The organism is Mesorhizobium sp. M0244 (assembly GCF_040321795.1).
Classification (GTDB): Bacteria; Pseudomonadota; Alphaproteobacteria; order Rhizobiales; family Rhizobiaceae; genus Mesorhizobium.
The window spans coordinates 15,506-30,542 of sequence record NZ_JAMYSE010000039.1; the positions used below are offsets into that span (position 1 = coordinate 15,506).

Consider the following 15,037-nt stretch of genomic DNA (forward strand, 5'->3'; position numbering starts at 1 on the left):
TCAGCCGGCGTCCTCTTCGCTCTTCACCTCTTCGCCCTTGAGCTCGTCGCCTTTGAGCTCGCCCAGCACGTCGTGGAAATCCTTGGCCTCGCGGAAATTGCGGTAGACGGAGGCAAAGCGCACATAGGCGACATCGTCGAGCGACTTAAGCGCCTCCATGACCAGCCGGCCGACTTCCCCCGAGGCCACTTCGGTCTCGCCCGAGCTTTCGAGCTGGCGCACGATGCCGGTCACCGCGCGGTCGATGCGCTCCGGGTCGACATTGCGCTTGCGGACGGCAATCTCGACCGAACGCAGCAGCTTGTCGCGGTCGAACGGCACCTTGCGTCCAGACTTCTTCACCACGACGAGGTCGCGCAATTGCACGCGCTCGAAAGTAGTGAAGCGGCCACCGCAATCTGGGCAGACGCGCCGCCTGCGGATCGCCGCGCCGTCTTCGGCGGGGCGCGAATCCTTCACCTGCGTATCTTCGGACTGGCAATAGGGGCAGCGCATGGAGAGCCTTCGGTTCGCGATTCTCGTGGAGCGAAAGGCGTAGAGGTTTTTGTGACGGTGGCAAAGCGTCGGAGACGGCCTCTCGCGCCTCAGAGATAGCGAAGCACGAGGAAAATTGCGAGAGCGGCAGTCAGTTGGCCGGCGATACGCCGATCAGGGCGCGACGTCGCCGGTCGGGAAGCCGCAGGATGTGCCGAGATAGCGATAGGCCTTGGTGAAGCCGTCCATCGATATGGTCGCGACCGGCTTGTCGGCGAAGCTGACATCGAGGGCGCTGGTACGGCGCATGGCACGCAGGACCGCGAGCGTGGTCTCGGTCTTGTTGTTCATCATCCACTGTCCATCGGCGCTGAGATGAAAACTGGTCTTGATCTTGTCGTTGACGTCGCGGAACACCACTGGGATGTTCTCGCCTTTGGCAAATCACTGTTTTTCACGGCGATGATGAGGCTCGGATAGCCCTCGGGCGGCAGTACGTCGCCATTCGAGATGGCCAGCGTAAGGGTGCCGCTGGTGCCGTTTGCGTCGAAAAAGACCGTCGAGGCGGCGCAGGTCTTGCGCACATCCTCACCGGTGTTGACCTCGTCCACCGTGATGGACCACCTGCCGAAGGTCTCTGTCTTGGGTGCTGCCGGGGTCGGCTCGGTCTGCGCCAAGGCGGCCCCCTGCAAGGTGGCGAGTGTGAGCACGACGCCAAAGCCGGCGAAACGGAGAGTTTGCATCATAAAGCGTCTCCGCAGTTGCCGTGCTGCCGCACCGGGGTTGTCACGGACACAGATGACACCCGGCGTCGGTCAACCAAGATATGGATAGAGTGGAAAACGATCGGTCAATGCCGCTACCTTGGCCTTGACCGCCGCCTCGACTGCAGCATTGCCTTCGTCGGAATTAGCAACTTTCAGCCCATCCAGCACTTCGGCGATCAGCTTGCCGATCTCGCGGAACTCGGCCTGCCCGAAGCCGCGCGTGGTGCCGGCCGGCGTGCCGAGCCGAACGCCCGAGGTGACGAAGGGCTTTTCCGGATCGAAGGGGATGCCGTTCTTGTTGCAGGTGATGTTGGCGCGGCCAAGGGCAGCCTCGGCGCGCTTGCCGGTGGCGTTCTTGGGACGTAGATCGACCAGCATCAGATGGTTGTCGGTGCCGCCGGACACGATGTCGAGACCGGTTTCCTGCAGGCTGGAGGCCAGCGTCTTGGCATTGGCGACGACGCTCTCCGCATAGGCCTTGAAGCTCGGCTTCAGCGCCTCGCCAAGGGCCACCGCCTTGGCGGCGATGACGTGCATCAGCGGACCGCCCTGCAGGCCGGGGAAGACGGCCGAATTCATCTTCTTGGCGATGTCCTCGTCATTGCACAGGATCATGCCGCCGCGCGGGCCGCGCAGCGACTTGTGCGTCGTGGTGGTCACCACATGGGCATGCGGCAGCGGTGACGGATGCATGCCGCCGGCGACCAGACCGGCGATGTGGGCCATGTCGACCATCAGATAGGCACCGATCGAATCGGCGATCTCGCGAAAACGCTTCCAGTCCCAGACGCGAGAATAGGCCGTGCCGCCGGCCAGGATCAGCTTCGGCTTGGTCTCATGGGCGGTCTTCTCGATCGCGTCCATGTCAAGCAGATGATCGTCCCTGCGCACGCCATAGGATACGACCTTGAACCACTTGCCGCTCATATTGACCGGCGAGCCATGCGTCAGGTGCCCGCCGGAATTGAGGTCGAGGCCCATGAAGGTGTCGCCGGGCTGCAGCAGCGCCAGGAACACCGCCTGGTTCATTTGGCTGCCGGAATTCGGCTGGACGTTGGCGAAGTTGCAGCCGAACAGCTTTTTCGCGCGCTCGATGGCCAGGCCCTCAGCGACATCGACAAACTGGCAGCCGCCATAGTAGCGCTTGCCCGGATAGCCCTCGGCATATTTGTTGGTCATGATAGACCCTTGCGCCTCGAGCACGGCACGCGAGACGATGTTCTCGGAGGCAATCAGTTCGATCTCGTGGCGCTGGCGGCCGAGTTCGTTGCGGATCGCGCCGAAAATCTCGGGGTCGGCATCGGCAAGCGTGGTTTCGAAGAAGGATTCGAATTTGTTCGACACTGCCGCTGCTGTTGCCATGGGTTGAAATCCTCAAGTTCGGGGTCTGTCGCGCCATTAACACAGTTGCTTTCGGCCCGCCACGTTTGCAGCGCGAAATTTGCTGGCCGGATTGCGGCAGCGGGGTTGGCAGGTCTCTATTTCCTTGCCTGCCGGCCCTTCAGCAACGCCTCAGTGAGCGTGATTTCGGTGAACAGCGCCTGCATCGTATGGTCGTTGATCTGACCGCTGCGAAACATTGCGCGCACGGCCGCGCGTTCAGCCTCGATGCCGGCCAGCCTCAATTCGAGCTCCAGCCGTCCGGCTTCGCGGGCCTCGGCGCGCGCCTCGTCCGCCTCGTCGGAGGCAGCGATGCGGCGCCGGTAGCCGGCGACGATGCTGTCGGCGGCGGCAAGCCGGGCGCCGGGTATTTCCCGTTCGTCGCCGTCGGTCGCGCCGGCCATGCTCTCGATGCGGGCAATGGCGGCCCTGGCCGCACCGACACGCGCAAGACGCTCCTCGGCAGCGCCAGGATCCTCGCCCGGCTCGACCAGCCCACGTGCCACCTTGGGCAAGGCAAGGCTGGCAATGAGCAACGAGCAGATGATGACGCCGGCGGCGAGGAAGACCACCACGTCGCGCGCCGGAAAGGGCGAACCGTCCGGCATGGCGAGCGGCAGCGACAGGATGCCGGCCAGCGTGATGGCGCCGCGCACGCCGGCGACAGAGCCGGCGATCCGAACGCGCAGCCCGAACGGCTCGGCCTTGCGCTTGCGCAATCGCGCCGAGAGGCGCGTCGCGATATCGCCGATCCAGATCCACAGGAAACGCAGCCCGATCAGGCATAGCGTCAGCGCGACCACGGTGGCGATCGGCTGGATGACCGGATAGCGGCTGCCGAGTTCAGGCGGCACGTTGCCAATGATTTCGGGAAGCTGCAGCCCAAGCAGGATGAACAGGGCACCGTTGAAAACGAAGGAAAGCGTCGTCCACAGCGATATCGTTTGCATGCGCGCCGAGACGCCGAGAAAGCGGAAAATCCCGGAGCCGCCGGTGAGCAACCCGGCGGTGACCGCCGCCAGAATGCCCGAGGCGCCGACATGCTCGGCGCCGAGATAGGCGATGAACGGCAGCAGGACCATGACCAGCACCTGCGCCTCGGCCGGAACGCCGCCGATACGGTTCAGCAATTGCAGCACCTTGGCGGCGACGAACAACGCCGCCACGCCGGCCAGGATGCCGGCTCCGACGGCGTAGAGGAAGGTTACTGACGCGGCTGCGAAGGAGAAGCTGCCGGTCAATGCAGCTGCCACGGCGAAGCGAAACATAACGAGGCCCGACGCGTCGTTGAGCAGCGACTCGCCCTCCAGAATATGCATCAGCCGGGCCGGAATCACGCTCTTGTCGACGATCGAGGAGACGGCCACCGCATCGGTGGGCGACAGCACCGCAGCAAGCGCGAAAGCGACGACGAGCGGGATGCTCGGCACCAGCCAGTGCAAGGCGTAGCCGAAGCCGACAATGGTGAAGAAGACCAGCCCGATGGCTAGGTCGAGGATCGGCCCGCGCAGTGCGATCAGTTCGCGCTTGGGCGCTCCATAGGCATCACCGAACAGCAGCGGCGGGATGAACACCAGCAGGAACAGCTCAGGATCGATCTCGACATGCATGCCGCGCACCGGCCAGGCGAGTGCTGCACCGATAGCGATCTGCAGCACCGGCAGCGGCACCCGCACCATCCGGACCAGCGCGCCGGAAACCGCGACAAAGATGAGCACGACCAGAATGAACATAGCGACATGCATGATGCGATTCCGACTACGGCGCCGCGCGTCCTTTTGCCCGGCGATCGGTCCAGCAAAGATTGCCCCGAGAGACCCAGCAACGAAAAAGGCCGCCCTCGCCGGCGGCCTTTTCAGAAAGAAATCAGATCTTTAGAGCGCCGATGTGATCTGCAGCTCGTTGGCTCCGTCGAGGCCGTAAATGTCATCGCGGAACTGCACCACGCCCGGTCCCGTCGACCAGGCCGAGATGTAGAGAAAATAGACCGGCACCGGATTGGTGACCTGCACCGGGACGTTCTCGCCGCTCTTGATCGCCGCCTCGAAGTGCTGGCGATTCCAGCCCGGCGTGTCGCGCAGAATCCAGGTGACGAGATCGCGCACGTTCTGGACGCGCACGCAGCCCGAGGAATCGAAGCGCATCATCTTGCCGAACAGGCTCTGCTGCGGCGTGTCGTGCATGTAGACGCCGTCCGGGCTGGGGAAATTGATCTTGACCGAGGCCATTGCATTGCCAGCACCCGGATCTTGCCGGAAGCGGTACTTCTCGGCGTCGTCGGTCGACCAGTCAACGGTCAACGGATCAACCTCGCTGCCATCCGGCGCGAACAGACGGATGTGGCTGTCCTTGAGATAGTTGGGGTCCTTCCGCATCAGCGGAATGATGTCCTTGCGCACGATCGAGACCGGCGCGTTCCAGTAGGGATTGACGATGATCTCGTTGATCTTGGAATTAACGATCGGCGTCTGGCGGTCGATCTTGCCGACGATCGCGGTATGGCGCAGCACGACGCGATCGTTCTCGACCGCCTCGATCTGAGCGCCCGGGATGTCGACCAGGACGTAACGGTTGCCCAGCGTGCCGGCGCGCTCGCGCAGCCGCTGCAAATTGGTCTGCAACTGGCCGAGCCGAATTGGCGCCGAAACATTCATCGCGGCATAAGAATATTGGCCCAGCGTCCCGTCGGCAGGCAGGCCATGGCGCGCCTGGAAGCGCTTGACCGCGGAGTCGACATAGGAATCGAAAGCTGTCGAAATGCCGGCGCTCTGCGCCAGATCGCCCGCAATCATCAGACGCTTGCGCAGCGGGACCACGTCGGGATCATCGACGCCGAGCTGCAATTTTTTGGTGTCGGGAACCGGCTCCCAACCGCCCTGGGCGACGATGTTCTGGTATTGCGCGACGGCCTGCTCGGTAAACGAAACGGTCTGCAGGCTGAAGATTGGCAGCGTAGAGGCCACTTTGCCGCCCTGGCTGGGGCGGGCGTCGAACTGGTCGTCCCAATTGCCGCGTGCCGAGGATTTCAGGATGTCGCCGATCACATCCTGCGCACTGGCGCGGCCGGCGACGATAGCGGCTGCGAGCGCGGAGGCCCCTGAAAGGAAGAAACGGCGGCTGGTTCTCATGGACGTTCCAGACATTCTTGCTACAATTCAACTCACCGGGCGGTCTCGCCCGCACTCTAGAGTTGGCTTTCTTAACAATTAGCCAACCATGGCCCGCATCACTTCGGTGTAAAAACACATGGGAAGTGACTTGAGCACAGGACAAATGCGCGGCTTTGGCCCCAGCATCACCCGCATCTTCGGTTCCACTGGAATATGGCGGCAACGTGGCTGTTGCTCGAATTTGAATCGGCCGGCCTGACGAAACGGAAAGACCGGTGCTTTTCGGCACCGGCCTTTGATCTGCTCCGCGGCAGCGCTTCCGTGGCATGGCTTCAGATCTTGATGCAGCGGATGCGATTACATCCGATACGCGATCGTATCGTTCCAGAAGCGGTCGAGCCGCTGCAGGGCGCGGTTCATCTGCTTGAACTCTTCGGTATTGATGCCGCCGACCTGCTCGATCGAGCCGACATGGCGTTCGTAAAGGCCGGCGACGACTTCCGCCACCTCATTGCCCTTCGGCGTCAGCGAGACCCGCACCGAACGGCGGTCGATGCGCGAGCGCTGGTGATTGATGAAGCCGAGATCGACCAGCTTCTTCAGATTGTAGGAGACATTCGAGCCGAGATAATAGCCGCGCGAGCGCAGTTCGCCGGCGGTCAGCTCCGAGTTGCCGATGTTGAACAGGAGCAGCGCCTGGATGGCGTTGATGTCGGAGCGGCCGTTGCGGTCGAATTCGTCCTTGATCACATCAAGCAGACGGCGATGCAGCCGCTCGACCAGCTGCAGCGATTCCATGTACAGCGAACGGATCGCCTCGCGGCGGTCATCGGATACGTTGGCGGTCTTCGCCGCCGGACGCGAATTGATCATTGTCTTTGCCTCTCGTTTGTCGCCCGGTGATTTTTTGTTCTTCACCTTGATCGCGACACTATCGAATACTCATAAAATTCGACTTAAACGCCAAGGCTAACAAGAGCTTACCGGTAAGGGGTTTCGAAAGAGGCTTAACGGACAGTCACCCGAGCAAGGATAATTAACCTAAAGATTTAGCCAATGATTCTGGCCGGAATTGCTATCGCCGGGCTTGCCGCTTCTGGATCCAGATCACCACGCGGAACACTATGTAGAGCAGCGCCACCGCAAGGTGCGAGGCTACGATCAGCAGCCGGTGGCCGAACAGCTCGGGGAAGCCGGCATACATGACGCTCTCGGTCACCGCGCAGATGAACCAGATCACCGGCCCCCAGGACGCCAGCATCCACAGGCCGGCGGCGGCGAATGGAAAAAACACCGCCAGCACCACCGCCGCCACCTGCCAGTGCACCGGCATAAGGTCGAAGCGCCACAGCGAGCCGGGATAAAAGCCGATCAGCCGGATCCAGTACAAGACGCCGAACAGCAGGCAGTAGCCGGCGATGACGCGCTGGAACCAGGCGAAGATGACCTCGACCGTCGAGGGCTGCAGCACCACGCGTCTCGAGGCGACCTCGCTCACAGCTTCAGTTCCCGTTCGCCGAGCGATGCGAAATAGGCGTCGATATCGGCGGCGCTGACCTTATCGATGCCTGCCGGCCGCCATTGCGGCGTCGAGCCTTTGTCGATGATGGCGGCGCGGATGCCTTCATAGAAGTCGTGCCCGGCAAGCATGCGGTTGAGGATACGGAACTCCATCTTCATGCACTCGTCCATCGACAATGTCAGCCCGGCACTGATCTGGCGCCAGGCGACATGCAGGCTGGTCGGCGAGCGGGTGCGGATGGTGGCCAGCGTCTTTGCCGCGAATTCGTCGGCGATGGCTGCCCGCTCCAGGCTGGCGATGATATCGGCCAGCGACGGCTGCGCGAAGTGCCGGGCGATGGCTTCCAGCGTCGGCCTGTCGGTCTCGCGTTTGGCCGGGACGAAGCAGCCGCGCAGCACCGATTCCGGATCGCCTGAGGCAGCCAGCCGGTCGAGAAAGCCGGCCTGATCCTCCGCCTTGATCGTATGCGTGGCGAGGCCCGACCACAAGGCATCGCCACAGCGGATGCGGTTGCCGGTCAGCGCAAGATACATGCCGAAGCTGCCGCCGAGATCCGGCAACAGATGGCTGGCGCCGACATCCGGAAAAAAGCCGATGCCGACTTCGGGCATGGCGAACTGTGCGTTCTCGGTCAGCACCCGCTGCGAGCCATGGAAGGAGATGCCGACGCCGCCGCCCATGACGATGCCGTCGATCAGCGCGACATAGGGTTTTTTGAAACGGGCGATGCGGGCGTTCAACCGGTATTCGTCTGCGAAGAAATCGACCGGAGGCTTTCCTGCCCGGCCGGCCTCGTAGATGTGGAGGATATCGCCGCCTGCCGAAAACGCCCTGCCCTCGGCCTTGACGATGACGACGTCGACACGGTCGTCGCGTTCCCAGCTGCGCAGCGCCTTGTCCAGCGCCTGGACCATGCGATGGGTTACGGCATTGAGCGCCTGCGGCCGCGTCAGCGTGACGACGCCGGCCCTGCCCAATCTTTCGAAGCGAATCTCGTCGCCTCCGCCAAAATCCATCGCCAGAGACTCCCTCCCCGCGCCCCGCGGGAATGAAGTGCTAAAGCGTGCTGCATGGCCGCGTCAATGGCGGCGGCCAATCCCGCTGCTTGGCCGTTGGCAGCAGCCGGTGCTAAAGCTGGTTCTTTGAACCGGAGTTTGAGCCCTTGCCTTGGTTGCCGTGCCTTGCTGTTGTGGTGGTCGGCCTGATCGGTGCGACCGCTTCTCCCGTATCGGCCGCAACCGTCGACGAGCTCTACCAATCGCAGACCATCGTCACCGGCCAGGGCGAAGAGAACCGCCAGATCGGTTTCAAGGCCTGCCTCGATGCGGTGCTGGTCCGTGTCTCCGGCGACCAGCGGCTGCCGAAAAGACCAGATATGGCGGCGCTGCGCGACAAGGCCGGCAGTTTCGTTGCCGGATTCCGCTATCACGACCGCCTGGAAGGCATTCCGGTCCATGACGAACAAGGCACTCATGACCGGCCGCACGATCTCACCTGCCTGTACAAGCCTGACGTTATCGATCCGGTGCTTGCAGCGCTGGGCAGCAAGCCACGGCTTGCCGAGCGGCCACGCCTGGCAATTTTTCTGGTGGCGGAGCAAGGCGCGAGGCACTTCGCGCTGACCGCCGACGATCAGCGTGGGGCGCCGATGCGCGAATCCTTCGCCAACGCCACCGGTCCGCTGATCATGCGGATTGTATTTCCCGAAGCGTCGCTGCTCTCCGCCTCAAAGCTGGACGACCGGAGCCTCAGCCATGCCGATATGGCGACACTGGATCAGCTTGCCAGAAAAGCCGGTGCCGACCAGGCGCTTGCCGGCAGCATCATCTGGAGCGACAAGGAACTGGGCTGGATAGCCGATTGGCGGCTTGCCATGAATGCCAAAGCCTATAGATGGCAAGTGCGCGGCGTCAGCTTCGACGAGGCATTTCGCGTCGCCATCCGCGGCGCGGCGCAGGTGCTGTCCGGCAACGGCCAACCGGAGTAGGATTCGAACAAGCCCTGGCACAATCGTGTCGCATTGGTCAGCGGTGGAGGCTCGTGGTAAAAGCCGCCGATCCGGAGTTTTGGCGATGAACAAATTCACCCCCGCAAGGCCTGCCGGCGCGCGCAGCGTCGACGAGATCACCGGCAGCCGCCGTTTGCGGCGCATGCGCAAGGCCGACTGGTCGCGCCGCCTTGTCCAGGAGAACCGGCTCTCGGTCGACGATCTTATCTGGCCGATCTTCGTCGTCGACGGCAAGAATGTGCGCGAACCGATCGCCGCCATGCCGGGCGTCTTCCGCCTGTCGCTCGATCTCGCCGTCAAGGAGGCCGAGCGGGCGGCAAAGCTCGGCATTCCGGCGATCGCCACCTTTCCCAACGTCGAGCTCAGCCTGCGCGACCAGACCGGTTCGCACATCCTCGATCCGGAAAACATCATCAACCGCGCCACACGCGCCATCAAACATGCCGTCCCGGAGATCGGCATCATCACTGACGCCGCGCTCGACCCGTTCACCTCGCACGGCCATGACGGCATCTTGCGCGACGGCATCATCGTCAATGATGAAACGGTGGAGCAGGTGACGGCGGCGGCCGTCATCCAGGCAGCGGCGGGGGCCGACATCATCGCGCCCTCCGACATGATGGATGGCCGTATCGGTGCCATCCGCGATGCGCTCGACGCCAATGGGTTTCAGGACGTGGCGATCATGTCCTACGCGACGAAGTTCGCGTCCGCCTTTTACGGGCCCTATCGCGAGGCGGTCGGCACTGCCGGCCTGCTCAAGGGTGACAAGAAGACCTATTATATCGATCACGCCAATTCCGACGAGGCGGTGCGCGAGGCCGAGCAGGATCTCGCCGAGGGCGCCGACATGCTGATGGTCAAGCCCGGCCTGCCCTATCTCGACATCATCCGCAGACTGAAGGACGAGTTGCAGATGCCGACCTTCGCCTATCAGGTCTCGGGCGAATATTCGATGATCAAGGCGGCCGCCGCCAATGGCTGGATCGACGGCGACAGGGCGATGCTGGAATCGCTGCTGGCCTTCAAGCGCGCCGGCTGCGACGGCATCCTGACCTACTTCGCGCCGGAAGTGGCTGAGATGCTGAAGGGGTGATGCGCCTCCGTAGCGCCAACGTCGAGTAACGCTCCTTCGTTTTCGTCCTCGCCGCAGGGAGATCATGTCAGGTTTGCCCCTCATTGCCCTGCCGGGCATTTCTCGCCGTATAGTGACGGGAGAAAGACGCCTTCACAAAAGTTTCGCCAATTGCCAGCGTTGCAGAAAGTGCGGCGAGGTCGCGGCCCCTATTGTCTGAAGCGATTGCGCAGCTGCGCCGCCGCTGCTCGCCGCCCGAAAATACCGCTTGCGAAACGCAATCAGTCAAGCTAGAAAATTACCGATTGCAAATCACAACTGGTTAGGAGGAAATCATGCCCAAGCTGACTGTCAAAGCTTTCACCCTGTCGATCGACGGCTTCGGCGCCGGTCCCGATCAGGATCTGAAGAACCCGCTGGGTGTCGGCGGGGAAGCCCTGCACAAATGGATGATCGGCACCCGAACCTTCCGCGACATGTTTGGCAAAGATGGCGGGACCACGGACACGGACGACGCGTTCGCGGCGCGCAGTTTCGAAAATATCGGGGCGTGGATCCTGGGCCGCAACATGTTCGGGCCGATCCGCGGACCCTGGAAGGATGAAAGCTGGAAAGGCTGGTGGGGGGACAATCCGCCCTATCATGTGCCGGTCTTCGTGCTCACGCATCATCCGCGGGACCCTATCGTCATGGAGGGCGGCACGACCTTCTATTTCGTGACCGACGGTATCCACTCAGCGCTGGAAAAGGCGAAAGCAGCGGCTGACGGCAAGGATGTACGGCTGGGCGGTGGCGTCGCCACGATCCGGCAATATCTCCAGGAAAAGCTCATCGACGACATGCATCTGGCGATATCGCCAATGCTGCTCGGCTCAGGCGAGAACCTTTTTGCCGGCATTGACATGCTCAAGCTCGGCTACCGGTGCAGCGACCAGGTTGCGACGTCGAATGCAACGCACGTCATCATCAAGCGCGCCTAGCTTGTTGCAGGGCGCCGCCACTGAGGCAGCGCCTTCCTCGCTCGTTTACTCAGTATTTCTCCGGCACATACAGCTCGCGCGGCAGCACCTGGCGCTCGTATTCGGGATTGAAGACGCGCTCCGGTAGCGTGATCTCCTCGTGCGGCACCTCTTCATAGGGCATTTGCTTGAGGAGATGGTCGATACAGTTCAGCCGTGCCCGCTTCTTGTCGTTGCCCTCGACGATGAACCACGGGGCTTCGGGAATGTTGGTGCGGGCGAATGTCTCTTCCTTGGCCTTGGTGTACTGTTCCCAGCGCACGCGCGACTGCAGGTCCATCGGCGACAGTTTCCACTGCTTCATCGGGTCGTGGATGCGCATTAGGAAGCGCATCTGCTGCTCCTCGTCGGTGATGGAGAACCAGTATTTGACCAGCGTGACACCGGAACGGACCAGCATGCGTTCGAAATCCGGCACGTCGCGGAAGAACTGCTCGGCCTGATCCGGCTGGGCAAAGCCCATCACCCGCTCGACGCCGGAGCGGTTATACCAGGAGCGGTCGAACAGCACGATCTCGCCGCCGGCCGGCAGATGCGGAACGTAGCGCTGGAAATACCATTGCGACTTCTCCCGCTCGGTCGGCGCCGGAAGTGCTACGACGCGGCAGATACGCGGATTGAGCCGCTGGGTGATGCGCTTGATGACGCCACCCTTGCCCGCCGAGTCGCGGCCCTCGAAGACCACGACGAGCTTCTTCTTGTGATAGGCGACCCAGGACTGCAGCTTGATCAATTCGGATTGCAGCGTGATGAGATCGCGAAAATATTGCAGGCGGTCGATCGATGGCGGATGTGCATCCTTGTAGATCTTGGCGATCTCCATCGACAGCGCCGGCTCCGAGATTTCCAGCTCATAGTCTTCGTCGAGCGTGTCGGCGAGTTCCGCTTCGAGCCAGTCCCTGGCCGGGGAATTCTGTTTTGTCTCGGTCATTTGCGCCGCTCCGCTTACAGCCGCCAGACGCTCTGCCGCCCGGCCGGGCGGCCGGAAAACAAAGCGCCGAACCGAAATTACTATAGGCCGGCAATGACGGTTTTATTGCAGCCCACCCTGCGCCGGCTGCGCGTCCAATCCGCAAGATGTGATCGATCTTGCCCCTGCAGCATGGGAGACAAGCGGCACGAATTGTCCTACAAATGCCCGGTTCATTCAGGGCTGACGCTTGAAGCGCGGCCTTTTCCAATAAATCGTGAGGATACGACATGGAATACCGCACTCTCGGCCATTCCGGGCTGAAGGTCTCGACGCTGACCATGGGCACCATGACCTTCGGCGGCGGCGGCGCGTTTTCGGCGGTCGGCAAGACCGATCTCGACGAGGCGCGCCGGATGATCGACCTTTGCATCGACACCGGCATCAATGTCATCGACACCGCCAACGTCTATTCGAACGGGCTGTCGGAAGAGATCATCGGCGAGGCGCTCGGCGGCAAGCGCAAAGGCGACGTGCTGATCGCCTCCAAGGCGCGCATGCGGATCGGCAAAGGCCCTAATGATGAAGGCCTGTCGCGCTACCATCTGATCCGCGAATGCGAGAGGAGCCTGAAGCGGCTCAGAACCGATGTCATCGACATCTATTTCCTGCACGAGTGGGATGGCCTGACACCACTCGAGGAAACCATTGCCGCGCTAGACACTCTGGTCACGCAGGGCAAGGTTCGCTACGTCGGCTGTTCCAATTATTCGGGCTGGCAAGTAATGAAGGGACTCGGCATCGCCGACCGTCAGCACCAGCCGCGCTTCGTTACCCAGCAAATCCATTACACGCTGGAAGCGCGCGAAGCCGAGTATGAATTGTTGCCGATCTCGGTCGACCAGGGGCTCGGTGTGCTGGTCTGGAGCCCGCTCGCCGGCGGATTGCTGTCCGGCAAATACCGCCGCGACCAGCCGACCGCCCGCCAGCTCAGCGGCTGGTCGGAACCGCCGATCCGCGACGAGGACCGGCTGTGGCGGATCGTCGATGTGCTGATCGACGTCGGCAACAACCATGGCGTGTCGGCGGCGCAGGTGGCGCTTGCCTGGCTGCTCGGCCGGCCCGCTGTCAGCTCGCTGGTGATCGGCGGACGAACCGAAGCGCATTTCAAGGACAATATCGCTGCTGCAAGCCTGGTGCTTGCCGATGAGGAGCGCACACGCCTCGACGCGGTCAGCAGGCCACCCGTGCTCTATCCCTACTGGCACCAGCAGTTCACGGCGAAGGACCGGTTCGGTCCGGCCGATCTGGTTCTCGACCGGGACGGCGCCTGAAAAACGGGCTGAAGCCGGACTCCCGGAACTGCGCTGAGATATGGAGCCGATCGTGCCCTGCGGTGTTGTATTTGTGGCTCAATGCTCCTAGGCAAGGGCCAAGCACAATGAAAGGAAACGATATGGCGCGAGCACCGAACTACGGTCAGGAACGCAAGGAACGCGACCGGCAGAAGGCTGCCAAGAAGGCGGAAAAGCAGGCTGCCAAAGTCGCGGCCAAGGAACGGTCGACGCCCGAGGACGAAAGCGAGTCCCAAACCAAAACCGAAACGGCAGAGTGATGAGATCCGGCCCGCCAGGCGGGCCGGATCTCGGTCAAGTCCCGCTATGCCTTAGGCGGGCGCCTTGTCGCTGACGAAGACGTTCACTTCGCGGGCGGCGGCAATGAAGGCCCGTCTTGCGTTCATGGCCGGCTTGTCGCCGGCCAGCGCATCGTGACAGGCCTGCAGCGCTTCGCGATGCTTGGGGCTGCGCTTGCCGGGCCAATTGTTGAGGAGGTAGTCGGAAGCCTCGCGAGCCGTACGCAAGAGCTGGTTGCTTCCCGCCGCGCCCTTGACGGTCACGGGTGTGTCAAATCGATTGTTTTCCATCGCCGCTCTTACGCCATCAGCATTTGCGAAGCGAGACCGAAAGTAGCTTTCTTCGCTCATCTGCCTTTTTCGTGATCAATGGCCGCGGATCCGGACTCAGGCGACGACGGCAAATCCCCTGGCGCGCAGGCCGCGCCGGTCGTTGCGCAGCGACGTTACCAGCCGGTCGCGGCTGCCGACGATATGGGCTGAAAGCAGGCGGGCAGCCCCATCGGCATCGCCTGCCCGCACCGCCGATAGGATGGCATGGTGTTCTGCCCAGGCACGGCCAAGTGCCGCCTCGTCGCGAACCTCGAGCCATCGGGCGCGCGACAGCCGCGTCATCGCGTCGCGAACCGCCCTGAACAGGAACTCGTTGCCAGACAGGCGTGCCAGCTCGATATGAAAATCCATGCCGACGCGATGCCATTCCTCGCGCGGCGTCTTGTCGTCGCAAGAATCGAGCATCGCCTCGATGATTTCGACGGCACTCCTATCCTGCAAGGCACAAGTCAGCCTGAGTGCCGCGACCTCGACCGCCTCGCGGTAGACCGCGATCTGCTCCAGCTCAGCAAGATTGATGGGCGAGACCGTCCAGCCGCGGCCGTCGCGGCAGACCAGGCCTTCGGTCTCTAATCGCAGCAATGCCGCCCTGACCGGCGTGCGCGAGGCGCCGAAGCGGCTTTCGATCCAGCGCTCCGTCAGCCGCTCGCCGGGACCGATCTCGAGCCCGAGGATCATCTCGCGAAGCTGCTTTTCGACGTTCTGCATCTGCGACATTGGCGTTCCGTTTGCTGGAGCCGGTTCGTCGGCCCTCTTGTTCACCGGCCACTGTTGGCGATCACATTGCAGGGACCGCATTGACAGCG

At 62.6% G+C, this 15,037-nt stretch carries 17 protein-coding genes; 5 read left to right on the forward strand and 12 right to left on the reverse strand.

Features of this window, described 5'->3' with window-relative positions; genetic code table 11:
• The 9 genes from nrdR to NKJ08_RS21730 form a co-directional block, all read right to left on the reverse strand.
• A complete protein-coding gene (nrdR, locus tag NKJ08_RS21690) occupies positions 1-495 on the reverse strand; it encodes a transcriptional regulator NrdR (protein WP_352525302.1) in 495 nt (164 codons plus the stop codon).
• 153 nt (positions 496-648) lie between these two features.
• Positions 649-825 carry a hypothetical protein gene (locus NKJ08_RS21695; protein ID WP_352783248.1) on the reverse strand — a complete coding sequence of 59 codons (177 nt, stop codon included), beginning with the start codon at positions 823-825 and terminating at the stop codon, positions 649-651.
• On the reverse strand, positions 825-1,220 hold the full coding sequence (locus NKJ08_RS21700; protein ID WP_352783250.1) for a hypothetical protein: 396 nt from the start codon (positions 1,218-1,220) through the stop codon (positions 825-827). Before NKJ08_RS21700 ends, NKJ08_RS21695 begins: the two co-directional genes overlap by 1 nt.
• A gap of 69 nt (positions 1,221-1,289) precedes the next feature.
• On the reverse strand, positions 1,290-2,603 hold the full coding sequence (glyA, locus tag NKJ08_RS21705; RefSeq protein ID WP_352525305.1) for a serine hydroxymethyltransferase: 1,314 nt from the start codon (positions 2,601-2,603) through the stop codon (positions 1,290-1,292).
• A gap of 116 nt (positions 2,604-2,719) precedes the next feature.
• Positions 2,720-4,366, reverse strand: a complete 1,647-nt coding sequence (locus NKJ08_RS21710; protein WP_352525306.1) for a Na+/H+ antiporter — start codon at positions 4,364-4,366, stop codon at positions 2,720-2,722.
• A gap of 129 nt (positions 4,367-4,495) precedes the next feature.
• Positions 4,496-5,749, reverse strand: a complete 1,254-nt coding sequence (locus NKJ08_RS21715) for a L,D-transpeptidase family protein (RefSeq protein ID WP_352525307.1) — start codon at positions 5,747-5,749, stop codon at positions 4,496-4,498.
• A gap of 339 nt (positions 5,750-6,088) precedes the next feature.
• Positions 6,089-6,604 carry a transcriptional regulator LdtR gene (gene ldtR, locus NKJ08_RS21720; RefSeq protein WP_023674486.1) on the reverse strand — a complete coding sequence of 172 codons (516 nt, stop codon included), beginning with the start codon at positions 6,602-6,604 and terminating at the stop codon, positions 6,089-6,091.
• A gap of 202 nt (positions 6,605-6,806) precedes the next feature.
• A complete protein-coding gene (locus NKJ08_RS21725; protein WP_352525309.1) occupies positions 6,807-7,229 on the reverse strand; it encodes a DUF6163 family protein in 423 nt (140 codons plus the stop codon).
• A complete protein-coding gene (locus tag NKJ08_RS21730) occupies positions 7,226-8,269 on the reverse strand; it encodes an enoyl-CoA hydratase/isomerase family protein (protein ID WP_352525310.1) in 1,044 nt (347 codons plus the stop codon). Before NKJ08_RS21730 ends, NKJ08_RS21725 begins: the two co-directional genes overlap by 4 nt.
• Positions 8,270-8,415: 146 nt before the next feature.
• On the opposite strand from NKJ08_RS21730, the gene NKJ08_RS21735 reads away from it, so the two are divergent.
• From NKJ08_RS21735 to NKJ08_RS21745, 3 genes are all read left to right on the forward strand, one after another.
• The gene (locus NKJ08_RS21735; RefSeq protein ID WP_352783256.1) at positions 8,416-9,240 is read left to right on the forward strand and encodes a DUF8605 domain-containing protein; all 825 of its coding nucleotides are present in this window, start codon (positions 8,416-8,418) and stop codon (positions 9,238-9,240) included.
• Positions 9,241-9,325: 85 nt separating this feature from the next.
• Positions 9,326-10,357, forward strand: a complete 1,032-nt coding sequence (gene hemB, locus NKJ08_RS21740) for a porphobilinogen synthase (protein WP_352525313.1) — start codon at positions 9,326-9,328, stop codon at positions 10,355-10,357.
• Positions 10,358-10,671: 314 nt separating this feature from the next.
• Complete coding sequence (locus NKJ08_RS21745) at positions 10,672-11,316, forward strand: dihydrofolate reductase family protein (RefSeq protein ID WP_352525315.1); 645 nt, start codon at positions 10,672-10,674, stop codon at positions 11,314-11,316.
• Positions 11,317-11,365: 49 nt separating this feature from the next.
• Here the strand turns inward: NKJ08_RS21745 and ppk2 are convergent, their stop codons facing one another.
• Complete coding sequence (ppk2, locus tag NKJ08_RS21750) at positions 11,366-12,286, reverse strand: polyphosphate kinase 2 (RefSeq protein ID WP_352776789.1); 921 nt, start codon at positions 12,284-12,286, stop codon at positions 11,366-11,368.
• Positions 12,287-12,555: 269 nt separating this feature from the next.
• On the opposite strand from ppk2, the gene NKJ08_RS21755 reads away from it, so the two are divergent.
• Complete coding sequence (locus NKJ08_RS21755; protein WP_352525317.1) at positions 12,556-13,599, forward strand: aldo/keto reductase; 1,044 nt, start codon at positions 12,556-12,558, stop codon at positions 13,597-13,599.
• A 122-nt stretch (positions 13,600-13,721) separates the two neighbouring features.
• Positions 13,722-13,880: a hypothetical protein gene (locus NKJ08_RS21760; protein ID WP_352525318.1), complete on the forward strand. Its 159-nt coding sequence runs from the start codon at positions 13,722-13,724 to the stop codon at positions 13,878-13,880.
• 51 nt (positions 13,881-13,931) lie between these two features.
• Here the strand turns inward: NKJ08_RS21760 and NKJ08_RS21765 are convergent, their stop codons facing one another.
• A complete protein-coding gene (locus NKJ08_RS21765; protein WP_023674477.1) occupies positions 13,932-14,189 on the reverse strand; it encodes a DUF982 domain-containing protein in 258 nt (85 codons plus the stop codon).
• Between the two features lie 96 nt (positions 14,190-14,285).
• Complete coding sequence (locus NKJ08_RS21770; protein ID WP_352525319.1) at positions 14,286-14,948, reverse strand: GntR family transcriptional regulator; 663 nt, start codon at positions 14,946-14,948, stop codon at positions 14,286-14,288.
• Between the last annotated feature and the right edge of the window lie 89 nt (positions 14,949-15,037).